At 67.8% G+C, this 21,779-nt stretch carries 20 protein-coding genes; 9 read left to right on the top strand and 11 right to left on the bottom strand.

Annotation, left to right across the window (positions count from 1 at the left end; translation table 11 throughout):
* Positions 1–4 precede the first annotated feature (4 nt).
* Both FZP69_RS00945 and uvrB read right to left on the bottom strand, forming a co-directional pair.
* Positions 5–457: an NUDIX hydrolase gene (locus tag FZP69_RS00945; RefSeq protein ID WP_152039526.1), complete on the bottom strand. Its 453-nt coding sequence runs from the start codon at positions 455–457 to the stop codon at positions 5–7.
* Positions 458–459: 2 nt separating this feature from the next.
* Positions 460–2,508 carry an excinuclease ABC subunit UvrB gene (gene uvrB, locus FZP69_RS00940; protein WP_152039525.1) on the bottom strand — a complete coding sequence of 683 codons (2,049 nt, stop codon included), beginning with the start codon at positions 2,506–2,508 and terminating at the stop codon, positions 460–462.
* Between the two features lie 134 nt (positions 2,509–2,642).
* On the opposite strand from uvrB, the gene FZP69_RS00935 reads away from it, so the two are divergent.
* Positions 2,643–2,912, top strand: a complete 270-nt coding sequence (locus FZP69_RS00935; RefSeq protein WP_152039524.1) for a DUF7553 family protein — start codon at positions 2,643–2,645, stop codon at positions 2,910–2,912.
* Between the two features lie 227 nt (positions 2,913–3,139).
* Here the strand turns inward: FZP69_RS00935 and FZP69_RS00930 are convergent, their stop codons facing one another.
* Positions 3,140–3,739, bottom strand: a complete 600-nt coding sequence (locus FZP69_RS00930; protein WP_152039523.1) for a transcription antitermination protein — start codon at positions 3,737–3,739, stop codon at positions 3,140–3,142.
* Positions 3,740–3,833: 94 nt separating this feature from the next.
* Here FZP69_RS00930 and FZP69_RS00925 point away from each other — a divergent pair, with 94 nt between their 5' ends.
* Positions 3,834–5,660, top strand: a complete 1,827-nt coding sequence (locus FZP69_RS00925; RefSeq protein ID WP_152039522.1) for a stage II sporulation protein M — start codon at positions 3,834–3,836, stop codon at positions 5,658–5,660.
* Between the two features lie 99 nt (positions 5,661–5,759).
* Here the strand turns inward: FZP69_RS00925 and FZP69_RS00920 are convergent, their stop codons facing one another.
* A complete protein-coding gene (locus tag FZP69_RS00920; RefSeq protein WP_152039521.1) occupies positions 5,760–6,626 on the bottom strand; it encodes a sulfurtransferase in 867 nt (288 codons plus the stop codon).
* Between the two features lie 282 nt (positions 6,627–6,908).
* Here FZP69_RS00920 and FZP69_RS00915 point away from each other — a divergent pair, with 282 nt between their 5' ends.
* Positions 6,909–7,706: a sulfurtransferase gene (locus FZP69_RS00915; protein WP_152039520.1), complete on the top strand. Its 798-nt coding sequence runs from the start codon at positions 6,909–6,911 to the stop codon at positions 7,704–7,706.
* Between the two features lie 9 nt (positions 7,707–7,715).
* On the opposite strand, the gene FZP69_RS00910 is transcribed toward FZP69_RS00915, so the two are convergent.
* On the bottom strand, positions 7,716–8,717 hold the full coding sequence (locus FZP69_RS00910; RefSeq protein ID WP_152039519.1) for an AI-2E family transporter: 1,002 nt from the start codon (positions 8,715–8,717) through the stop codon (positions 7,716–7,718).
* Positions 8,718–8,899: 182 nt separating this feature from the next.
* On the opposite strand from FZP69_RS00910, the gene FZP69_RS00905 reads away from it, so the two are divergent.
* The 3 genes from FZP69_RS00905 (at position 8,900) to FZP69_RS00895 (ending at position 13,371) form a co-directional block, all read left to right on the top strand.
* Positions 8,900–10,060: a thiamine ABC transporter substrate-binding protein gene (locus tag FZP69_RS00905; RefSeq protein ID WP_152039518.1), complete on the top strand. Its 1,161-nt coding sequence runs from the start codon at positions 8,900–8,902 to the stop codon at positions 10,058–10,060.
* 46 nt (positions 10,061–10,106) lie between these two features.
* Entirely contained in the window at positions 10,107–11,822 is a 1,716-nt protein-coding gene (locus FZP69_RS00900; protein WP_152039517.1) for an ABC transporter permease, read from the top strand.
* 427 nt (positions 11,823–12,249) lie between these two features.
* Positions 12,250–13,371 (top strand): ABC transporter ATP-binding protein, encoded by a 1,122-nt coding sequence (locus FZP69_RS00895; protein ID WP_152039516.1) that lies wholly within the window; start codon positions 12,250–12,252, stop codon positions 13,369–13,371.
* Positions 13,372–13,478: 107 nt separating this feature from the next.
* Here the strand turns inward: FZP69_RS00895 and FZP69_RS00890 are convergent, their stop codons facing one another.
* The gene (locus tag FZP69_RS00890; RefSeq protein ID WP_152039515.1) at positions 13,479–14,159 is read right to left on the bottom strand and encodes a class I SAM-dependent methyltransferase; all 681 of its coding nucleotides are present in this window, start codon (positions 14,157–14,159) and stop codon (positions 13,479–13,481) included.
* Between the two features lie 670 nt (positions 14,160–14,829).
* Here FZP69_RS00890 and FZP69_RS00885 point away from each other — a divergent pair.
* Positions 14,830–15,294: a DUF2391 family protein gene (locus tag FZP69_RS00885; protein ID WP_152039514.1), complete on the top strand. Its 465-nt coding sequence runs from the start codon at positions 14,830–14,832 to the stop codon at positions 15,292–15,294.
* 84 nt (positions 15,295–15,378) lie between these two features.
* Positions 15,379–15,963 (top strand): DUF7090 family protein, encoded by a 585-nt coding sequence (locus FZP69_RS00880; RefSeq protein ID WP_152039513.1) that lies wholly within the window; start codon positions 15,379–15,381, stop codon positions 15,961–15,963.
* A gap of 32 nt (positions 15,964–15,995) precedes the next feature.
* On the opposite strand, the gene FZP69_RS00875 is transcribed toward FZP69_RS00880, so the two are convergent.
* The 5 genes from FZP69_RS00875 to FZP69_RS00860 form a co-directional block, all read right to left on the bottom strand.
* Positions 15,996–16,799, bottom strand: coding sequence for a DUF7089 family protein (locus FZP69_RS00875; protein WP_152039512.1), 804 nt, complete (start codon positions 16,797–16,799; stop codon positions 15,996–15,998).
* Between the two features lie 5 nt (positions 16,800–16,804).
* A complete protein-coding gene (locus FZP69_RS23490) occupies positions 16,805–16,894 on the bottom strand; it encodes a hypothetical protein (RefSeq protein ID WP_449329018.1) in 90 nt (29 codons plus the stop codon).
* 613 nt (positions 16,895–17,507) lie between these two features.
* Positions 17,508–18,293 (bottom strand): OapC/ArvC family zinc-ribbon domain-containing protein, encoded by a 786-nt coding sequence (locus tag FZP69_RS00870; RefSeq protein WP_152039511.1) that lies wholly within the window; start codon positions 18,291–18,293, stop codon positions 17,508–17,510.
* Positions 18,294–18,298: 5 nt separating this feature from the next.
* Entirely contained in the window at positions 18,299–18,691 is a 393-nt protein-coding gene (locus tag FZP69_RS00865) for a DUF2073 domain-containing protein (protein ID WP_152039510.1), read from the bottom strand.
* Positions 18,692–18,697: 6 nt separating this feature from the next.
* A complete protein-coding gene (locus FZP69_RS00860) occupies positions 18,698–19,339 on the bottom strand; it encodes an Era-like GTP-binding protein (RefSeq protein ID WP_152039509.1) in 642 nt (213 codons plus the stop codon).
* An 881-nt stretch (positions 19,340–20,220) separates the two neighbouring features.
* On the opposite strand from FZP69_RS00860, the gene FZP69_RS00855 reads away from it, so the two are divergent.
* Positions 20,221–21,777, top strand: coding sequence for a Cdc6/Cdc18 family protein (locus FZP69_RS00855; RefSeq protein ID WP_240137409.1), 1,557 nt, complete (start codon positions 20,221–20,223; stop codon positions 21,775–21,777).
* Positions 21,778–21,779 lie beyond the last annotated feature (2 nt).

The following is a 21,779-nucleotide window of genomic DNA, read 5'->3' as shown; positions in this document are numbered from 1 at the left end:
GCAGTCAGCGTCGCGACGGCCGGGTCACCCGCCGAACCAGGTCGCGTTCGAGGTCGTACGTCAGACGATCGAGCGCCTCTTCGACCGTGAGCCACGTGAGGTCGTCGACCTCGTCGTCGGGTCGGCCGAGGTCGTCGACGACGCGCATGTGCCAGACGAACACCGTCTTCGGACCCTCGCTGACGTCGTACTGGTACCGGCCGGCGTACCTCTCGCGGGCGACCGCGAACCCGGTCTCCTCGCGAACCTCCCGCACCGCGGTCTCGGGGAGGAGTTCGCCGGGTTCGAGCTTCCCTTTCGGGAGGCTCCAGTCGTCGTACCGCGGACGGTGGACGACGGCGAGCAGTGCTTCCTCGTGATCGGCGTCGTGCTCGTCCGCCTCGCGCCACAGGAGGCCGCCCGCGGCGAAGATCATCGTCGGCGTCTCCGGGTACTCGTCGTCCCTGTCTCCACCCATGTTCAGAACTCCGGATCGAGTTCGGGCGCGACGCCGTCGTCCTCGCGGTCGAGGTCGAACTCCCGGCGCAGTTCCCGAATGCGGTCCCTGATGTCGGCGGCGAGTTCGAACTCCAGGTTGCTCGCCGCCTCCTCCATCCGCTCCTCCAGCTGCTGAATCTGCGCCCGTGCCTCGTCGGAGTCGGCCGGGTTCTCGCGGGAGACGCCGCCGGTGTCGGTCTTCGACCCCGGCAGGTTCGTCTCGCCAACCGCCTTGTCGATCGTCGTGGGCGTGTAGCCGTGTTCCTCGTTGAACTCCCGCTGGATGCGGCGGCGGCGACGCGTCTCCTCGACCGCCGACTCCATCGCACGCGAGGGGGAGTCGGCGTAGAGGACGACGCGTCCGTTGACGTTCCTGGCGGCGCGCCCCATCGTCTGGATCAGCGTGGTCTCCGAGCGGAGGAACCCCTCCTGGTCGGCGTCGAGGATCGCGACGAGGGAGACTTCGGGGATGTCCAGCCCCTCGCGGAGGAGGTTGATGCCGACGAGCACGTCGATCTCTCCCAGCCGGAGCGAGCGGATGATCTCGTGTCGCTCCAGCGTGTCGGTCTCGTCGTGCATGTACTCGACCGCGACGCCCGCCTCCTCGAGGTACTCCGTGAGGTCCTCGGCCATCCGTTTCGTCAGCGTCGTGACGAGCGCGCGCTCCTCGTCGGGGAGTTCTGACACTCTCTCGAGGAGGTCGTCCACCTGCCCCGTCGCGGGCGCGATCTCGACCTCCGGATCGACGAGGTGTGTGGGTCGGACGATCTGCTCGGCGACCTGTTCGGACACCCGGCGCTCGTAGTCGGCGGGCGTCGCGCTCACGTACAGCGTCTTGGCGGTCTTCTCCTCGAACTCCTCGAACGTCAGCGGGCGGTTGTCGTACGCCGTCGGTAGTCGAAAGCCGTTCTCGACCAGCGAGTCCTTCCGGGACTTGTCGCCGGCGAACTGGCCCCGTATCTGCGGAAGGGTCTGGTGAGACTCGTCGACGACGGTGAGGAAGTCGTCGGGGAAGTAGTCGAGGAGCGTGTACGGCGGCTCGCCCGACTCTCTGTCCGAGAGGTGGACCGAGTAGTTCTCGATCCCCGAGCAGTAGCCGGTCTCGCGGAGCATCTCGAGGTCGAACGTCGTGCGCTCTTCGATGCGCTGGGCTGCGACGAGATCGCCCTGGCGCTCGAAGTACCGTACCCGTTCCTCCATGAGCTCCTCGATCTCCTCGCAGGCCTGTTCGAGCGTGTTTTCGGGGATCGAGTAGTGCTCCGCCGGGTGGACCAGCACGGCGGGCTCCGACGAGACGACCTCCCCAGTGAGGGGGTCGAGTTTGGCCATGCGGTCGATCTCGTCGCCCCAGAACTCGACTCTGACCGCGTGACGGCCGTACATCGGGAACACCTCGACCGTGTCGCCCCGAACTCGAAAGGTGCCCTGCTGGAAGTCGACGTCGTTGCGCTCGTAGTTGAGGTCCACCAGCCTCCGAAGGAGATCGTCCCGGTCGACGGCGTCGCCGACCTCCAGTCTCAGCGCCATCTCCTCGTACGTGCGGGGGTCGCCGAGGCCGTAGATCGCCGACACGGAGGCGACGACGATCACGTCCTCCCGCGTGAGGAGCGACCGGGTCGCCGAGTGGCGGAGTCGGTCGATCTCCTCGTTGATCGACATGTCCTTGTCGATGTACGTGTCGGTCTGTTCGATGTACGCCTCCGGCTGGTAGTAGTCGTAGTACGAGACGAAGTACTCCACCGCGTTCTCCGGGAAGAGGTTCCGGAACTCCTCGTACAGCTGTGCTGCCAGAGTCTTGTTGTGGGCGATCACCAGCGTCGGTTTCTGGATCGCCTCGATCACCCACGAGACGGTGTTCGTCTTGCCCGACCCCGTGACGCCGAGGAGAGTCTGTCGCTTCATCCCCTCCTCGAACCCCCGCGCGAGCGTCTCGATCGCCTCGGGCTGGTCGCCCGCGGGGTCGAACGGTGCATCGACGCGGAAGGGGACGTCGGCGTCGGGACGGTCCACGGAGAGCGGGCTCTCGGTCACAGTGTATCGGAGGGAGCGCGGCTACTTGGGTCGCTCGGCTGTCGCGCCTGGCGCTCGCGATCACCGCGTCGTCGATACCGACAATCCGTCCCGCCGTACCAACCGTTTTCTCCCGTGACAGTGTACATCGACGTATGTCACGAGAGGAACTCGAGGCGGCGAGCGAGGCACTGCGGAAGGCGAGCGAACTCGCGGAGGGAGACCTCCAGCGACGGCTGTACGACCACTCCAACCAGGTCGCAGAGCTCGCCAGCCGCGACCAGGGCCCCGACCACGGTCGGCTGGACCGGCACATGAACGCCCTCTACGAGATCGCCGACGACACCGACGGCGATCTCCACGACCACGTCGTCGCCGCCCGCGAACACCTCAAAGAGTACCGCACCGGCGTGGCCGGCGTCTGATCTCCGACCCCCTTCGTTTCGGGTGGAACGTGCGGACAGTTCGTCGAGCCGTATCGTCGCGCAGATAGAAGAATCGGCCGTCAGCACCGACGAGCGGTCGGAACGGTCGACAGTGACCGACGACCTCCACCGGAATCGATCGGGTCGAACTGCGACCGGGTTTCCAGTCGAAAGAGTGGTCGAAGGGACGCCCCCGCTCGCGTCGAGACCGTGGCGAGACCGTACCCTCAGCAGACGTTCTTCGGCTTGATCCCCATCGACTCCAGCGTCTGCACGTAGTCGTCGTAGGCGGCCGTGACGACGCGGTCGGCGGCGTCGCGCGCGGCCTCCCAGTCGGCAGCGTCGTCACAGACGTCGTCGAGCAGGTTCTCGGCTGCGTCCCGCTGCGCCTGGACGTCGCTCCGGCGGTCGCGGAACGTGTCCGCCGACGAGGGGTCGGCGTCGCCGACGTAGAAGCCCACGAGTTGCGCGAGCGTCTTCTCCGTGACGAGCGTCCACGCCAGCAGTCCGCCGGCGCGTGCGGCGGTGCCCTCGACGTCGGCGAGCGTGCCGTACATCGGTCGTGCGTCGTCGGCGTCGCCCCCGTGCTCGGCGGCCGTCTCGGCGACGCCGGCGAAGACGGCCGCGGCGTCGGCGTCCGGTTCGTCGGCGGCCCACGCGGTGAACACGTCGTGGGCCGCGCGCGCCTCTCCCGTCCAGGCGGCGTCGACGGCGTCGGCGTCCATCTCGCCCCCGGTGAGGGCGTACACCCACTTCGACGAGCCGAGTCGGGAGAGCGGCGTCTCGTGCGCGTCGTGGACAGCGTCGGTGAGCTCCTGAGCGTTCATACCAGGCGATAGAACGGCTCCGCGTTAGAAAGCGTCGACCGAGGCAGGCGACGGCTGGGGAAGAGATACGCCCGTGGGGCTGTAACCGCCGGGCGTGACAGTGGACGATGCCCTCCGGGCGGTGGGTGGCCTCTTTCGAGACGACGCCAGCGCCGTCCTCCCGTACTACGCACTGCTCGCCGCGACGGCGGACGTCGCTCGCCTGCCGCTGCTCGTCGGCGTGATCGTCGTCTACCTGGTACTGACGGCGACCGGCCGGCTCGAGCCGCTGGTCGACGACGTCGCCGCGCTGAACCCCGAGCTGCTCGCGCCGGAGAACCCCTCGGGACTGCCAGCGGCACTGAACGACCGGCTCGCGGCGACGCTGCTGTCGCCGGAGGTGGTCGGTCCGCTTTCGATCGCAGTGCTCGTCGGGATCGTCTGTTACGTGCTCGCGCGCGGCGTGACCCGGGCGGCCGCGCTCGGCGCGGTGGACGCAGCACTCGACGACCGCGACGCCCTCGCCGCCGGCGTCGCGGGGACCGGTCGGTGGCGAACGTTCGCCGGTCTCGTCGTCGTCCGGTGGGGACTCTTCGTCGTCGCCGGGATCCCGCTGCTGGCGGCAGTGGTCGGCGGGATCGGGACGCTCGGCACCGCGCCCGAGGCGACGGCGGCGCTCGATCGGGCGGCCGCGACCGCCGTCCTCGCCGCGTTCGTGGGGGTAGCCGTCACCGTCGTCGCCGTCCTCGGCGTGCTCGCGCTGCTGGCGTTCGCGGGCCCCGCGGCCGTCGTCGACGACGTCGGTGTCCGGGGTGCGATCCGTCGGAGCGCGGGCGTGCCCGTCGCCCACCCCGGCGGGTTCGTCTTCTACGTCGTCGTGGTCGTGGCCAGCTACGTCGCCCTCGGCGTCGGCGCGGTCGGCCTCGGTATCGCCGGCGTCGACCGGGTCGTGGCGCTCGTCTCGACGTTCCTCCTCACGCCGCTGCTCGACGGGGTCGCCGTCGCACTGTACGCTGGCTGGGCGGACGAACGAAACCGCGACGGTGCTGCCGACGGCGACGACGACACCAACGACACCGACGGGAAGGACCGGGCCGGAGAGACCGATCGACGCGCCCGCGACGCGGCGGCCGACGAGGGAGGGTTCGTGTTCGGAGGCGTCGAGTCGGACACGGAGCCGTCCCAGCCGATCGAGATGGGGGCGGAACGACCGACGACGGGCCGAGCCGGAACGGCGGAGACGGCCGTCGAGACGGACGAGGAAGACGAGGGAGAGGACGCCGAAGCGACGCGGGACGACCCCGACGACGGGGACAGTTTCGGACCGGAGTCGGTGGACGGGGGACGACCGACAGGCCTCCGGGGGGCGGTGCGGGCGAGCGTCGCGGAACTGGGCGGGTTCGTCCGGCACGACTGGGGGTACGTCGTCGTCGCGGCGGCGGTGCTCGCCGCCGGTGTCGCAGGCGGGTGGGGAGCGACGGCTGGCTACGGCGTCCGGATCGGCGCGCCCGACGACCCAGCCACGGTGTTCGGCGTCTTCCCCGTTGGGCCGTTCGTCAACATCGCCGTCAACAACTGGCTCGTGGCGACGAGCGCCGGCTTCTCGGGGCTGTTCGCCGGGCTTCCGACGGTGGGGACGTTACTGTTCAACGGCCTCCTCGTGGGTGCGGTCGCGGGCGTCGTCGACCCGCTCGTCTTCGCCGCGCTCGTCGGTCCTCACGGGATCGTCGAACTGCCCGCCATCGCCGTCGCCGGAGGAGTCGGGCTCCGACTCGGCCACGTCGGCTGGGGCGCGTGGCGTGGCAGCCGGCCACGGGCGGCCGTCGTGAGCGAGATCGGCCGGACGTGGCGGATCGTCGTCGGGCTCGCAGTCGTCTTCGTCCTGGCGGGGTTCGTCGAGGCGTTCGTCACCCCGCAAGTGGCGGCGGTCGTGCTCGGGTGAACAGGCCCGTCGAAGAAAGCAGTGGAATCGTCGCGGCTCAGTCACCCTTCTCCACGGGTCGTTTCCTCCCCGGTCCGCTCGCGGGCTCGTGCCCGTCGCTCACTCGCCCGCGCCCTTCTCGATCGGCGCACCGACGAGGTTGCCCCACTCGGTCCACGAGCCGTCGTAGTTCACGGCGGAGTCGTAACCGAGCAGTTCGTGCAGGGCGAACCACGCGACCGACGAGCGCTCGCCGATGCGGCAGTAGGCGACGACCGAGTTGTCGCCGTCGATGCCCTTCTCGGCGTAGATCTCTTCGAGTTCGTCGCGGGACTTGAACGTGCCGTCGTCGTTAGTCACGATGGCCCACGAGATGTTCTGCGCGCCGGGGATGTGGCCGCCGCGCTGGGCGGTCTCCTGCAGTCCCGGCGGCGCGAGGATCTCGCCGGAGAACTCCTCGGGCGAGCGGACGTCTACCAGAGGGATACCGCGCTCGATGGCCTTCTCGACGTCGTCGCGGTACGCACGGATGTCCTCGAACGGACCGCGGGCGGTGTAGTCGACCGCCGGGAACTCGGGGACCTCGTCCGTCGTGGGGTAGTCGTTGTCGAGCCAGTAGTCGCGGCCGCCGTCCATTAGCCGGACGTCGTCGTGGCCGTAGTACTTGAACTGCCAGTAGGTGTAGGCGGCGAACCAGTTGGAGTTGTCGCCGTAGAGCACGACGGTGGAGTCTTCGGAGATGCCGTGACTCCCGAGCAGGTCGGCGAAGTGTTCCTTCGAGAGGACGTCGCGCGTCGTCTGGTCCTGCAGCTGGGTCTCCCAGTTGAAGCCGATCGCGCCGGGTGCGTGGGCCTCGTCGTAGGCCTCGGTGTCGACGTCGACCTCGACGAGTCGGTAGTCAGGATCGTCGCTCTGGAAGTCCTCGAGGTGGTTCTCCACCCAGTCGGCCGAGACGAGAACGTCTTTCGCGTACTCAGTGTCAGACATGCAACTGTACGTACGGCTTCCGGCCCCATAACTCCCACAGCAACGGCAGAGACAGCCATTCGTCCGTCGAAGGGGCAAGAATGGCAGGTTCTGGCTGGGCGAAGCGGAGGAGCTGGCGGGGAGAACAGACCCGTTCGATGACGGCGAATAACCGCATCAAGCTGTCGGAGTCGTGCGCGGCAACGTTCGCCGCTATCTTCGACACGGATCGGGTCGGCGGCCCGTCCGCCGGTCGGCGACGAGGTCCGACGGTATAAGTCGAGGGGCCGACAACCTCCGGTCATGACGGATATCGTCGTCTCGGCGGCGTGGCTGGCCGACCACCTCGACGAGGTGCGGGTGGTCGACGTCCGCGACGCCTGGGAGTTCGACGGGATCGGCCACGTCCCCGGCGCGGTGAACGTCCCCTTCGACGCGTTCCGGGCCGACGAACACGCCGCCGACAGCGGGGGTGACCCGAGCGAGGGGATGCTCCCCGGCGTCGACGTCTGGGAGGAACTGATGTCCGGGGCGGGGATCGAACCGGACGACACCCTCGTCGCCTACGACGACACTCACGGCGTCTTCGCGGCCCGGTTTCTCGTCACGGCGCTCGCGTACGGGCACGGGGACGTCCGCCTCCTCGACGGCGACTTCAGCGCGTGGAGCCGCGACCACGAGGTCGAACGCGGCACCCCGGAGGTGAGAGAGACGACGTACGAGGCGCGCGAACCGGACGAGACGCCGTTCGTCGACTTCGAGACCGTGCGAGTGGCGGTGGCGGACGACGACGTCGCGGTGCTCGACACGCGCGAACCGTGGGAGTGGGAGGAGGGCCACCTCCCCGGTGCCGTGCAACTCGACTGGCGCGAGTTCGTCGACGACGACTCGCGCGGGCTGCGAGCCGACGACGAGATCGCGTCGATCCTCGCCGACCACGGCGTCACACCGGGCGATCGGGTGCTCCTCTACTGCAACACGGCGCGGCGGATCAGCCACACGTACGTCGTGCTTCGAAAGCTGGGCTACGACGACGTCATGTTCTACGAGGGGTCGCTGACGGAGTGGGAGGCGCGGGGCGGGCCGCTCGAATCCACCTGAGCCGGTGTTTCAGGCTTCCTCGACGGGGATCGCGTTGAGTTCGTCCGAGAGGAGATTCGCCGCCTCGACGACGAGGGCGACGACGAGCGGGCCGGCGATGATGCCGATAGTGCCCATCGAGAGCAGACCGCCGACGAAGCCGACGAAGTAGACCCCGGCCGAGAGGTTCGCCGCGCGCTCGGCGAGGCGCGGACGGATGAGGATGTCGGGGAGCCACGCGATGAAGAAGCCGCCGACGGCGACGACGAGGGCGGCGGCGACGAACTGCCCCACGGCGAGGTGAAAGCCCGCGATGACGAGCAACAGGACGCTCGGACCGACGATGGGGATGAACTGGAGGACGGCGGCGACGATCGAGAGCGTGAGTACCGACTCGTAGCCGAGGACGAAGAAGACGGGCACCGCGATGACGAACGTCCCGACCGCCGTCGCGGCCTGCAGGATGTAGATCCCGTAGAGCGTGTTCCGTGCCCGGCGGTTGAACGATTTGGCGACCCGACGATACCCCGGCGGGACGACCGCGAGCGCCGCCTGCGCGGACGCCTCGCTCCGCTGGAGCAGCGAGTAGACGAGGACGACGAACAGCGTGAACTTGACCGTCAGGACGGGGATCGAAACCAGCACTCGCCGGCCGGCGGCCTGGATGAGCTGGACGACCGACGCACGAACCTCGACGACGTCGACGACGTACGTCCGACCGAGCAGTTCGACGTCGTACATCGTCGGGAGGTCGGCCAGGATGGCGATGGTATCGGAGAGTCGACTCGCGGTGACGAACACGAGCGGGGCGGCGACGAGGACGACGCCGACGAGCGCCGCGAGCGTCACGGTGAGGCTCGCGAGCCGCGGGTCGATCTCCCGCGCCACGAGCTCTTCTCGAACCGGGACCAGCAGGTACGCGACCGTGACGGCGAAGAACACCGTGCCGAGGACGTCGATCAGGAGGACGGCGGCTGCCAGGACCGACACCGCGAACAGACCACCCAGGACGTACCGCCGAGAGAGTACCACACGGGGCGTGCGTCCCTCTGTGAATTAAATCCATGCGTCCCCACCGGCGGAGCGACCGACACACGTCCCTGTCACTGACACCACCGACACACGTCCCTGTCACCGACACCACCGACACTACCGAGATTACTGGCACTGGTCGATCACTGGGGTTAAGTATCACTCGGTGCAACAACCAGGTAATGAGACGACGGAGTTTCCTGCGTACCGCGGGAGCCGGTGGCGCCGCGGCGCTCGTCGCCGGCTGTCTCGGCGGTGGGGGCGACGGGAGCGGCGGCAGCGGTGGCTCGAGCGGCGGCAGCGACGGAGGGGGATCGACCGACACCCCGACGGCGACGGAGGCGACCGGGACGACCGTCGGATCGACGGCACCGGCCGAGCTCGTCGTCGCGACGTACAGCGCCTTCGTCGACGCGCCGAGTTCGTCGCCCGGACCGTGGCTGAAAGAGCAGTACGAGAGCGAGTTCGACGCGACGCTCGTCTGGGAGACGCCCGAGAACGAGCTGAACTACTTCATCGAACGACAGCTGGGGGGTGCGACGATCGACGCCGACGCCTACGTGGGGCTCGACACGAACATGCTCATCCGTATCGACGAGAAGCTCTCCGACCCCCTGTTCGCGCCCGTCGGCGAGGGGGCACTCTCGCGTCGTGGCGAGGTCAAGTCGTCGCTGGAGTTCGACCCCGAAGGACGAGCCGTCCCGTACGACACGGGCTACATCTGTCTCGTCTGGAACGAGACGGAGACGACGGCACCCGAGACGTTCGACGGACTCCTCGACCCGACCCACACCGGCGAACTCATCGTCCAGAACCCCACGTCGAGCGCGACGGGGAAGGCGTTCCTCCTCCACACGGTCGCCGCGAAGGGCGAAGAGGGCTACCTCGACTACTGGGAGGCGCTGAAGGACAACGACGTGCGGGTGCTCGGCACCTGGGAGGACGCGTACAACGCCTACTCGAACGGCGAGGCACCGATGGTGGTGTCGTACTCGACCGACCAGGTGTTCGCCAACGAGTACGGCGAACCCATGGAAGAGCACCAGATCCGCTTTCTGAACGATCAGGGGTACGCGAACCCCGAGGGGATGGCCCGCTTCGCGTCCAGCGATCGGGTCGGCCGGGTGAACGAGTTCATGGACTTCGTGCTCTCGCCGGAGATCCAGGCCGAGATCGCCGTCCGAAACGTCCAGTTCCCGGCGACGGAGACGGCGACGCTCCCCGAGGACTTCGCGAAGTACGCCCACCAGCCCCCCGAAGCCGTCACCTTCACGTACGACGAACTGAAGGGTTCGCTCGGTGAATGGACCGACGCGTGGGCCCGGGCGTTCGCCAGCAAGTGACGACGGAGCAGCCGTCGACGGCGACAGGAGTCCCGAAAGCGGGCCGATGAGCCGTCGTGGACGAACGCTCGCCCGCGTCGCCCCCGCCGGCGAGCGCGCGCTCCTGCCCGCGGTCGCGGCGACGACGGGGGTCGTCCTCCTCGTCGTCTTCTACTACCCCGTCGGGACGGTGTTCGTCGAGAGCGTCGTCGTCGACGGACGCCTCACGCTCGCACCCGTCCGCGAGATCCTGACCTCGGAGTTCTACCTCGTCGACATCCTCGGCTTCACTGCCTACCAGGCGTTCCTCTCGACGCTCGCCAGTCTCGCGCTCGGCCTCCCCGGCGCGTGGGTGCTCGCACGGTTCGAGTTCCCCGGCCGGCGCTTGCTCCGATCGGTGACGATCCTCCCGTTCGTGCTCCCGTCGATCATGGTCGCCATCGGCTTCGTCGCGATGTTCGGGCGGAACGGGACGCTCAACGCGGTGCTCCGGACGGCCGGTCTCGGCGGGGTCGAACTGCTGTTCACCCTCGAGGCCGTGATCGTCGCGCACGCGTTCTACAACGCCCCGCTGGTGACACGTGTGGTCACCGCGGCGTGGGAGAGCGTCGACGCCCGCGCCGTGGAGACGGCGCGGGGGCTCGGTGCCTCCCCGTCGCGAGCGTTCCGCGACGTCGTTTTCCCCCAGCTGTTGCCGGCCGTGGCCGTCGGAGCGACGCTGACGTTCGTCTTCACGTTCGCCTCCTTCCCGATCGTGCTCGCGCTCGGCGGGTTCCAGCTCGCCACCGTCGAGGTGTGGATCTTCAAACTCGTCTCCGACCTCGAGTACGCCGAGGCGGCGGCGCTGGCGACCGTCGAGACGGGCATCTCGCTCGCGCTGACCTACGTCTACCTCCGGTACGAGGGTCGCACGTCGGGACAGGGAACTGGGGCGAACCCGCTGCCGCGGCGGTCGCTACTCCCCGAGTCGCTCGACCCCGGTGCGGTCGCGACCCGACTCGCCGTCTTCGCCTACGGCCTCGTCGTCTGCGTCGTCTTCGTCGGGCCGGTCCTCAGCATGGTGCTGTCGAGCGTCACCGGGTCGGAAGGCCTCACCCTCGCTCACTATCGGTTCCTCGTCGAGCGACAGGCGACGGGCGCGGAGTTCCAGGTGAAGCCGCTGCCCGCCATCCGCAACTCCATCCTCTTCGGCGTCGCGACGCTCGCCGTGGCGCTCCCGATGGGCGTCGTCGTGGGCGTACTCTCGACGGGCGAGGGGTGGGGACGGAAGGCGGTCGACACGCTGGCGATGGCACCGCTGGCCGTCTCGGGCATCGTCGTGGGGCTCGGGCTCCTCCGTGGGCTGGTGTTCGGCGTCGACGTGTTCGGGACGCGAGTGGCGATCACGGGGGCGGTCGCCATCGTCGCGGCCCACGCGGTCGCGGCCTACCCCTTCGTCACACGGAACGTCGCCCCGCTTCTATCCCAGCTGGATCCCCGACTGGTGGAGTCGGCGCGGAGCCTCGGGGCGTCGCGGGCGCGAGCGCTCTGGGACGTGGAACTCCCGCTCGTCTCCGCCGGCGTCGTCGCGGGCGCGGCGTTCGCGTTCGCCATCAGTGTCGGCGAGTTCGACTCGACCGTCATCCTCGCCTCGGGGTCGGGGAGCTACACGATGCCCGTCGCCGTCGAGCGCTATCTGGGGCGGCGGCTGGGCCCGGCGACCGCGATGGGGTCGATCCTCCTCGTCGTGACCGCCGCGAGCTTCGTCGTCATCGACCGGTTTGGGGGGCGATGGGAGTCGTGACTGCGAGTCGGATCGGTGGCGACCTGTGGCGAGCGAGCGGGGGAGGCAGCCGACGTCGCCGAAGCCGAAGCGGTGGCGTGTGCTGGCGCGACGACGGTCGCGCCCAGTGCGCGCGAAGGACGAGGCGCACAGCGCCTCCGGCGCGAGCACCGCAGTCGGCTGGGGAGGGGGTGGTCTCACCGCGCACCGGGGGCCGCGCGTCCGACCCCCATCCCGGCGTCAGGACGGCGCGTGATCCGTGCGGGTTCGGAGGACCCGTCGAAGCCCCGACCGGTTCGTCCTACCGCGAAGCTCCCGTCGTGGTGCGGACGAGCGTGCCAGTGCCGCCAGCGACGACCCGGACGACTCCGATGGCGACCGCCGACCGACGGACCACGACCCGTCGGATCTCGACTCGACCACCGACACGACCGGATCCACTCGTACGATGACCGCTCTCGAACTCTCGAACGTCACCATGCGCTACGGTGAGACGACCGCGCTCGACGACGTCACTCTCTCGATCGACGACGGCGAGTTCTTCACGCTCGTCGGGCCGTCGGGCTGCGGCAAGACCACCACGCTGCGGCTCGTCGCGGGGTTCGAGTCGCCGACGACGGGGACGATCAGGTTCGACGGGCGGGACGTCGGCAGCGACCCGCCCGAAGACCGCGGGGTCGGCGTCGTCTTCCAGAACTACGCGCTGTTCCCGCACATGACCGTCGGCGAGAACGTCGCCTACGGCCTCCGGTTCACCGACCCACCGGGCGGGGTCTCGGGCGAGGAGCGCGTCCGGGAGCTGCTCGAGCTCGTCGACCTGAGCGGGTTCGAGGGGCGCGACCCGACGGAGCTCTCGGGTGGCCAGCAACAGCGCGTCGCGCTCGCACGGGCACTCGCGCCGGAACCCCGGCTCCTCCTCCTCGACGAACCGATGAGCGCGCTCGACGCGGCGCTCCGAGACCGCCTCCGCGGACAGGTGCGCGACATCCAGCGCGAACTCGGCGTCACGACGCTGTACGTCACCCACGATCAAGAGGAGGCGCTCGCCGTCTCCGATCGGGTGGCCGTGATGAACGGCGGACGGGTCGAACAGGTCGGCGAGCCGCAGGTGATCTATCGGGAGCCGGCGACCCCGTTCGTCGCGTCGTTCGTCGGCGACAACAACCTGTTCGAGGGTCGGGTCGTCGAGCGGCCGGGTGGGGCGACCGCCGCCGACGCAGGCGAGACGGTCGTAGACGTCGACGGGGAGCCGTTCCAGGTCGCCGCGGGCGAGTCACTCCCGACGGGGACGCGGGTGACGTTCGCCGTTCGGCCGGAACACCTGCGAGTGGTCGACAGTTCGGACGAAGCGGGTGGCGGCGATCGACGGTCGGCCGGCGGACCCTCCCAGTCGTCGACGGCGAACCGGCTTCGGGCGCGGGTCGTGCGGTCGGAGTTCCTCGGCGAGACGACGCGCGTGCGACTCGACTGGCGAGGGCACGAGGTGATCGCTCGGACGCGCGACCCGCTCGACGGAGAGGTGACGCTGGGATTCGCACCCGGTGACGCCCGGATCGTCGGCCGGGGGTAGCTGCACGGGGGCGGGAGTAATCGGACGAGGTCGGGAGCAACGGCACCGGGTCGAGAGAACGGGCCGCGAGCCGGGCCGGTCGTCGACTCGTCAGTCGGGACACCGGGTCAGGGGACGACGCCGACCGTCAGCAGCGTCCCGAGATCGCGGTAGCGCTCGATCATCGCCTCGCGCGTCTCGAACCCCTCGGTCGGGAACGCCTCGGCGGGAGGGATCTCGGTGTCGGTGTCCGGGACGTTGTCCTGTTCGGCGACGTACAGCCCCGCCTCGCGGAACTTCGTTCGGTACTGCTCCGCGGACCACAGGGTCATCGGGATCGAGATCTTCTCCTGCCACTCGTGGGCGTGGACGTTCTCCTCGTAGAAGTTGACCGCGCAGTAGAGCGTCCCGCCCGGCGAGAGGACCCGGGCGAGTTCCTCGAGCGTGTGGAACGGGTCGGGCGCGTAGTAGAACGCCTCCATCGAGAAGCAGTGGTCGAACGTGTCGTCGGCGAAGGGGAGCGCGTCGAAGTCGCCGACGAGGAACTCCACGGCCGGATCGTCCGTGTACTCGCGGGCGTTTTCGACCATCGCAGGCGCACCGTCGAGCCCCACCGCACGCCCCGCACCGCCCGCCTCGCGCAGGGCCCGGGCGGCGTAGCCGCTGCCGGAGCCGAGGTCGAGGACGGCGTCGCCCGACTCGACCGGCATCCGGGCGAGGACGTGCTTTGCCGTGTGCCAGTGGCGCTCTTCCATCCCGCGGTCGCGGCCGTCGGCGGCCCACGTATCGAACTCGTCGCGAACGCTCATACGCGCTCGTGAGCCCCGAGCGGCAAAACGGGTTCGGAGTCGGTGAGGAGAGTCGAGTGGGAACACGAGTCGCGTGTCCGGTCGGTCGATCGGCTGACGCTCGCTCGTCGACTCACACGTGCAGGCGGACGATTACACGACGAGCGATCCGCGTCGACGGAGGCCCCTACGGACGACCCCGACGGAACGTCGTGCGACACACAGTTGAGCAGCGAAACGTCTTCGATCGTGGGTTTCGACGAGGCCGGGAGAGTCGTGCGGCTCGCGCGCGAGGCGCGCTCCGGCGAGCGCGCCGTCACGCGCCACCGCCCCGCGTTCGTTCGGACGGTGGGTGTCGCCGACGGGATCGGCGGTCGACGACGGCGTGCGAGGTCCGCGTGACCGAGGGGAGCGAACGAACACACGGGACAGTCCTTCGCTTCGGTAGCACTGTTCGGGGTCCCGGTTGCGAACCATCGGCGGAGGGAGACGGTGGGGCCGAAGCGTTTCTGCTGAGGACGGAAACCGTGTAACACCGGAGCCTCGGGACCGGACACGACCGTCCGAGTGATCGGTCCGTCAGCCGTCCATCGATCCGTACGACCGGTCCACGCACGCCCGACAGCCCACAGACGGGGACACCGAGCGGTCCTTTCGTGTCGTCTTTATTCGTGGAGCGAGTTCGGAACACGTGGTCGGAAAGAACCGACGGTTCGCGCTCGCCGACACGGCCCAGCAGGTCGTCGGCGGCTTCCTGCTGGCGGGACCGTTCGTCGTCACCGAGGAGGTGTGGGTGCTCGCGCGGAGTATGTCCGCCATCCAGGGACTGGTGACGTTCGTCATCGTCCTCGGGATCGGCTACGGGGCGCTGTACAAGGCGGACGACCGGGATCCGGACCGCGAGATCGACATCGCGGGTGTGCCCGCACGGTTCATCTCGCTCGTGCTCGTCTCGTACCTCTCGGTGGTCATCCTCGCCCTCGCGTTCGACGCGCCCGGGACGTTCCTCGCGGACGTCGGCCAGTCGGATCCGAACGCGCTGACCGTCTTCGGGGTGACGCTGAGTGCGGCCGTCGTCGGGGCGACGCTGAAGGCGACGAGCGTCGGCGCGGTGTTCAGCGTCATCGGTGCCGCGACGGCCGACAGCCTGTTCTGAACGATAGGACGGACGAACAGTGTCGCCCGACGACGGCCGACCGAGAGCCCGCAGTCTTAAGTCCATCCGGTCGGTCCATCGCGTATGGATTACACCCTCGCCATCGAGAACACGCCCGACACGGTACCGGGCGGGACCGGGTTGTTACTCCTCCATCCGAGCATCGGCGAGACCGACCGCATCGACACCGACTTCCTGAAGACCGACACCGACCACTTCCTCGTCGTCTCGACCCGGACCACGGCGCGAGAGGTCGAACAGAAACTGGAGTACTACGACGTCGACGAGTCGCGAGCCGTGATCCTCGACTCGATCTCGGTCGAACGGGGCTACTCGCGCCGGCGGACCGAGAACATCCACTACGTCCGGTCGCCGGACGACCTCGCCGGGATCGTCGAACAGGTCCGAAGCTTCCTCGAGAGCCACGAGGGGAAACTCCGCGTGAGCGTCGACTCGGTCACCGAGATGGCGTACTACGCCGACGTCGACCAGGCGTACGCGGCGACGAAGGAACTGCTCGAACTGCTCGACGAGCACGACGCCGTCGGCCTCTTCCACCTCTCGAACGAGGTCCACGACGACGAGACGCTCGACCGCTTCCGTGCGCTGTTCGACGGGATCATCGACCTCGACGTCGAGGGGAACGTCAGCTACGAGGCACAGTCATAGGGCCGCGTCGTCCGTGAGCTGAGGTCGAGCGTCTAGGAACTCCCGTCGACATCGTCCAGCCGCTCGAACGTCTTCTCGGCCCACTGGACCGCGTAGCCGGCACCGTACTCGAGGAACGCCTCCGTGTCGAGCGCCGCGAACGGCGCCGGGAGGTCGAGACCGTGTTTCACTGCCGAACAGGCGTACTCGGTCGCCGCCGCGAACGAGGTCTCCCCGCGGGCCACCTCGCCCGCGAGGTCGCCGAGCCGTCCGTCGAGTCGCTCGCCGGCGTCGACCCACGCCCCGTGGAGCCCGGGATAGTCGTCGGCCCAGGCGGCGAACTCTTCGCGGGTCTGCAGCCCGACCCAGGCCTCGTACAGCGCCGCGGCGACCTGATACACCTCGGCGGGATCGGAGTCGACCGCGTCGTCGAGAGCGCGGTAGCGTTCGCCGAAGAAGGGGAGGAAGCTCTCGGGGGCGTCGAGCGACAGCTGGACGAACGCTTCGGCGAGGAGGAACTCGAGGAAGGCGTCGGGCGTGCCGCGGGCACGGAACTTCACGAGGACGGTCGGGGGGACGGTCTGACGGGTCCAGACGACCGTCCCGTCGCCGGGCAGGCCGACGGTGAAGTCGGAGCCGACGTAACGGACGAGCGCGGTCGGCGCGTCCGCAGGGAGCCACTCGCGCGGGAACGTGGCGGGGTCGAGCGCGTCGGCGAGGAGGCCGAGGTCCTCTGCGACGGCGGGTGGGAGCGTCTCGAAGTCCCGGCCGACGTCGAGGACGAGCGAGTCGGGTGCGTACGCGTCGTGGACCGCCGCGACTTCGCCGTCGAGCGACCGGCGTTCGAACTGAGTCACCGTCGCTACCCGAACGCGGCGACGGCGATGAGAAGCAGTACCAGCACTACCGAGAGGCCGACCGTCCCGAGCACGATCTTCGTCGCGTGACTCATGTGCTCACGGACTGGGCGCGGTCGCTTAAAGGCTTCAATTCCGGTCACGACTGCAGCGCGCGGCGCCCTCGTCGCGGGAGGTCACCGACCGCGGACGTGCCGCTGAAACACCGTCGGAGTGCCGTCGGAGTACCGTCGGGGCGCTGTCGACAGCCGCCGATGTGTGATCGCGAGTGTCCGGTAGGTGAGACTGGCCGTCATCGTCCCGGACACTCGGCTCCGCGTGGAGCGGAAAGCGAGAAGGACGGCGTTTCGGTGGCGGGGTGCCGACTCCTCCGCTTCCGGTGGAGCCGGTCGAACGTGATCGGGGAGTCGCCCCCGTCGCTTCAGGTGGAACCGTTCTTTCGTTCGAGACTGAAAGGTGGTGTAAACTGCATTCGTTCGGATCGAAGCGGCGTTTCGAGACGAAATGGAGGGGGTCCGTCGGACGGGAGTTCCAGTCGAAACAGAGGGGTTCGATCGGGAGAGAGAACGGTTCGGAGGAGGGTCGGATCGAGGCGTGGAACGACGAAAACCGCAGCCGCCACGGGAGTGGGTGGAGGCGGTCGGGACACGGATCTCGACGTTTCGGAAGCAGTCGGGTCGTTCGAGCGGTCGTGGTGAGACGACGACGTCAGTTGTCGTCGCGGTCGCCCCACGAGTCCGGGACCTCGATGACGTACCGTCCGTCCTCCTGGAGGGAGATGATGTACTCCTGTCTGTCGTACAGTTCCATCAGGTTGAGCTCGTACTGGCCGGGGCTGACGATTTTGATGCTCTCGAACTGGCTGTTGAGCTCCTCGCGAAGTTCGTCGAGTCCGGGGCGGTCGTCGCTCTGTGGTTCGATGACGCGGCCGTCGACCTCGTCGGTGGGTGGGCCGGACGGGGGTGTCGCAGCGTCGGCGAGTTCGTCGGGACTGACCATGTCGGTTCGGGCGCTCGCCTGTGCGTAGTCCTCCGCAGGCAGGCGTTCGTCCGCGTCGGTGTCGTCCGTCCCGCGTTCGACCGTGGCGTCGGTGTCGGTCGAGTCGTCCGTCTCCGCGCGTCCCCGCGTCGGGGTCGAACCGACGGACGGGTGGCCGTCGTCGGAAGCCGACTGTGCCGATGCCGTCTGGGGGCCGTCCGTCGGTCGTGTCGACTGGTCGGTCGGCGACGACGAGGGCCGAGGAGAGGCGTCGTCGGACGACGGCGGAGACGGCTGGGTCTCACGGTCGGTGTGGGCTCCTGGATCGGTGTGAACTCCCGGATCGGGTCCGTCCGCGCGACCGTCTCGTCCGGGTCGGTCGGGGTCGTCGGATCCGGAGGTCGACGACGACGGCTTGAACTGGAACTTGTTGCCACCACAGTCGGGACAGCCGGAGAGCATCTCCTTCGACCCGTCCGCGAACACCCGCTCGCAGGAAGTACACTGGTGGGGCATCGACGTTACTTCCGGGAGACGAGTGCGCTGATGAATTCCTCGTCCTTGTGGAGGGTCTTGATCTGGTTCGCGGGACCGATGACGGTGAGCTTCTTCGGCGTGTCTCGACCGATGAGCTTCCCGAAGAAGCCGCTCCCACCGCCGCCCGTCGTCGGGTAGGTCTCGATCTCGATGCCGTTGAACTCGTCGGGGTTGATCTCGGTCATCGTCACCTCGATGAGCTTCGACTCCTCGTCGGGCGACAGGCCCTCCTCCAGAATGACGATGTTCCCGTCGCGGACGCCGTCGAGGATGAGTCGGATCTTCTCCATCGAGCGGAGCTTCTCCATCCGTGCCCCGCTGATGAGGTCGATCTGGACACCCTCGGGCGTCTCCGGTTCGGGGGTTGCTTCAGGCATCGTGGCTCACCCGAAGTACTCCGCGATCTTCTCGTACACTTCGTCCATGTTGTCCCCTTCGAGCGCCGACAGGGGGACGGTCTCGTGCTGGGGGTAGGCGCTGGCGATGCGCTGGACGTTCGACTCGTCGAGGTCGATCTTGTTGGCGAAGATCAACACGGGGAGATCCTGACTCTCGATGATCCCGATGAGCATCGTGTTCACTTGCGTGAACGGATCCTGCGTCGAGTCGAGGACGTAGATGACGCCGTCGACGTCCTCGCGGAGCCAGTGCATGGCCTCGGCGACACCCTCCGTCGCCTCCCGGGAGCGTCGGACGGCGTCCTCCTTCTCCATGTCGTGTTCGATAAACTCCTTGTAGTCGACTTTCGTCGTCACGCCCGGCGTGTCGACGATGTCGATAGTGACGGTCTTGCCGTTGCGTTCGATCTCGACGTTCTCTTTACGCCGTGCGCGACGGGTCTCGTGCGGAATACGGCTCTCGGGACCGACCGCGTCTCCGGTCCAGTCCCGTGCGATTCGGTTCGCGAGCGTCGTCTTCCCGGCGTTCGGGGGTCCGTAGATCCCGATCCGTTTGGGGTCGGACTCCACGAACAGCCGATCGACCGCCCGCGATATGCTGTCTCTGAGGTCTGTGAGCAGTCCCATCCTGGCCTCCTACACCCTCTGTGTCCACAGAGGAGCGTATGCGGTTACAACATATTCGACTCCACTTAACTCTGCGTCAGACGTGCGTCATCGGCCGTCACGGTCGAGTACGGCGTTGAACGGACGCGCGTGACGGAGTCGATCGGGTCTGCTCCCGCGGGAAGCCGCAGAACCCAGCAGGAGAGTGACGGTGCCGTATCAGTCGCGACGGCGCCGTGGACCACCGACGGATCTATCGAGGTGACGGGAGGGAGAGACGGAGGAACGATCGGACGGAAAGGCGGACCGACGACGTGGACGGACGGGCTCCACGAGCCCCCCACCCCTTCGTTTCGACTGCAACACCACGGCAGGGAGGTGGAACGGCGCCGCGAAACGACGGGATCCCTGTTACATTCCTAGATACACTGAATGAATTAATAAAGGCTTCCTATACTACGGATATGGTTATATCGAATATAATATAAAGGTTTCCATGCTAGTCACCTCTCCCACCCCTCCCTCCCTTCGATGATCGTTCCAGTCGAAACGAAGGGGTGGGGGGGTCGCGATGACGTCACCCCCACAGCCGAGACGTCGTCCAAGGGCCGTCTCTCACGCGGACGTTTCGTTCGTTCCCCTCCGTGGCCCGGTTCGTTCGGACTCTCGGTCAGAAATTACAGTCAGCCCGACAGTACTATCGGCTCCGTCAGATCGACCCGACCCCGACGAACACTCCAACGAGAAACAATCTTTTTATACCTCCTCTTCATCTGTTTCGTCTGCATCATCTGGACACACCCCTCGTCTACCGGGGCCACAAAACACGGCCGTACACGGCTCAAACCGGCCGTTCGTTTCGGACGGGGAGTTATTTCCAGTTGAAACGGTGGGGTACACATATGGACGACGATACACGCGGGGTGGGCGAGCGTACGGAAGACGCCGAGGACGATCCGATAGAACCGACCGTCGGTGACACCGGGATACGGGACACTGTAGGACATGACACCCACGGGACGGGCCCGACCACCGGTCTCGACCTCGACGAGGTCGTCCTCGACGAGCCCACCGAGAGCAAGGGGTTGTTCGACGACCTCCTCTCGGGGGAACCGATCTTCGAGAACAAGGAGGTCCTCCGGCCGTCGTACACGCCACACGAACTCCCCCACCGTTCGGAGCAGATCAACCAGATGGCGACCATCCTCGTCTCCGCACTTCGCGGTGAGACCCCGTCGAACATCCTCATCTACGGGAAGACCGGCACGGGGAAGACGGCGAGCGCGAAGTACGTCTCCCAGGAACTGGAGTCCACCTCCCAGAAGTACGACGTCCCCTGCGAGGTCGAGTACATCAACTGTGAGGTGACCGACACCCAGTACCGCGTCTTGGCGCAGCTCGCGAACAAGTTCATCGAGAAGAACGAGGGGGTCATCGACGACCGCCTCGACCGTCTCCGCGACGTCCGCACGCGCGCCGCCGACGACCCGAACGACCTCGGTTCGACCGAGTTCGACTCCGTCGGCGCGCTGGACGACCGGATCGACGCGCTCGAGGCCGATCGGGCGGAGATGGAGACCGTTCCGATGACGGGGTGGCCCACGGACAGGGTGTACTCGACGTTCTTCGACGCCGTCGACTACCACGAACGCGTCGTCGTCATCATGCTCGACGAGATCGACAAACTCGTCGAGAAATCGGGTGACGACACGCTCTACAACCTCTCCCGGATGAACTCCGAGCTCACGAACTCGCGGATCTCCATCATGGGTATCTCGAACGACCTGAAGTTCACCGACTTCCTCGACCCGCGGGTGAAGTCCTCCCTGGGAGAGGAGGAGATCGTCTTCCCGCCGTACGACGCCACACAGCTGAGAGACATCCTGCAGCACCGCGCGGACGTCGCGTTCAAATCCGGCGCACTGACCGAGGATGTCATCCCGCTCTGTGCGGCGTTCGCGGCCCAGGAACACGGCGACGCCCGTCGTGCGCTGGATCTGCTCCGAACCGCGGGCGAACTCGCCGAGCGCGGCCAGGCCGACACGGTCGAAGAACACCACGTCCGCCAGGCACAGGACAAGATCGAACTCGACCGGGTGGTCGAGGTCGTTCGCACCCTCCCCACGCAGTCGAAGATCGTCCTCTACGCCACGATCCTCCTCGAGAAGAACGGCGTCCGCAACATCAACACGGGCGAGGTGTTCAACATCTACAAGCGCCTCTGCGAGGAGATCGACGCCGACATCCTCACCCAGCGGCGCGTCACCGACCTCATCTCCGAACTGGACATGCTCGGCATCGCCAACGCCGTCGTCGTCTCCAAGGGTCGGTACGGCCGCACGAAGGAGATCTCCATCTCCGTCCCGATCGACGAGACCGAGGCCGTGTTGCTCTCGGACTCGCGTCTCAGCGACATCGAGAACGTCCAGCCGTTCGTTCAGGCCCGGTTCGATAACTGAGG

This window comes from Salinigranum salinum (genome assembly GCF_009176545.1).
Lineage (GTDB): Archaea > Halobacteriota > Halobacteria > Halobacteriales > Haloferacaceae > Salinigranum > Salinigranum salinum.
The sequence above is the reverse complement of the archived record's forward strand: the minus strand, read 5'-3'. Positions and strand labels throughout refer to the sequence as shown.

What these genes read in the sequence shown, in the direction of transcription:
- FZP69_RS00930 (WP_152039523.1), bottom strand. Translation starts at nt 3,739, where the DNA reads ATGAACGCTCAGGAGCTCACCGACGCTGTCCACGACGCGCACGAGACG.
- FZP69_RS00865 (WP_152039510.1), bottom strand. Translation starts at nt 18,691, where the DNA reads ATGCCTGAAGCAACCCCCGAACCGGAGACGCCCGAGGGTGTCCAGATC.
- FZP69_RS00880 (WP_152039513.1), top strand. Translation starts at nt 15,379, where the DNA reads ATGGATTACACCCTCGCCATCGAGAACACGCCCGACACGGTACCGGGC.
- FZP69_RS00855 (WP_240137409.1), top strand. Translation starts at nt 20,221, where the DNA reads ATGGACGACGATACACGCGGGGTGGGCGAGCGTACGGAAGACGCCGAG.
- FZP69_RS00895 (WP_152039516.1), top strand. Translation starts at nt 12,250, where the DNA reads ATGACCGCTCTCGAACTCTCGAACGTCACCATGCGCTACGGTGAGACG.
- FZP69_RS00920 (WP_152039521.1), bottom strand. Translation starts at nt 6,626, where the DNA reads ATGTCTGACACTGAGTACGCGAAAGACGTTCTCGTCTCGGCCGACTGG.
- FZP69_RS00890 (WP_152039515.1), bottom strand. Translation starts at nt 14,159, where the DNA reads ATGAGCGTTCGCGACGAGTTCGATACGTGGGCCGCCGACGGCCGCGAC.
- FZP69_RS00860 (WP_152039509.1), bottom strand. Translation starts at nt 19,339, where the DNA reads ATGGGACTGCTCACAGACCTCAGAGACAGCATATCGCGGGCGGTCGAT.
- FZP69_RS00915 (WP_152039520.1), top strand. Translation starts at nt 6,909, where the DNA reads ATGACGGATATCGTCGTCTCGGCGGCGTGGCTGGCCGACCACCTCGAC.
- FZP69_RS00900 (WP_152039517.1), top strand. Translation starts at nt 10,107, where the DNA reads ATGAGCCGTCGTGGACGAACGCTCGCCCGCGTCGCCCCCGCCGGCGAG.
- FZP69_RS00870 (WP_152039511.1), bottom strand. Translation starts at nt 18,293, where the DNA reads ATGCCCCACCAGTGTACTTCCTGCGAGCGGGTGTTCGCGGACGGGTCG.
- FZP69_RS23490 (WP_449329018.1), bottom strand. Translation starts at nt 16,894, where the DNA reads ATGAGTCACGCGACGAAGATCGTGCTCGGGACGGTCGGCCTCTCGGTA.
- FZP69_RS00945 (WP_152039526.1), bottom strand. Translation starts at nt 457, where the DNA reads ATGGGTGGAGACAGGGACGACGAGTACCCGGAGACGCCGACGATGATC.
- FZP69_RS00935 (WP_152039524.1), top strand. Translation starts at nt 2,643, where the DNA reads ATGTCACGAGAGGAACTCGAGGCGGCGAGCGAGGCACTGCGGAAGGCG.
- FZP69_RS00905 (WP_152039518.1), top strand. Translation starts at nt 8,900, where the DNA reads ATGAGACGACGGAGTTTCCTGCGTACCGCGGGAGCCGGTGGCGCCGCG.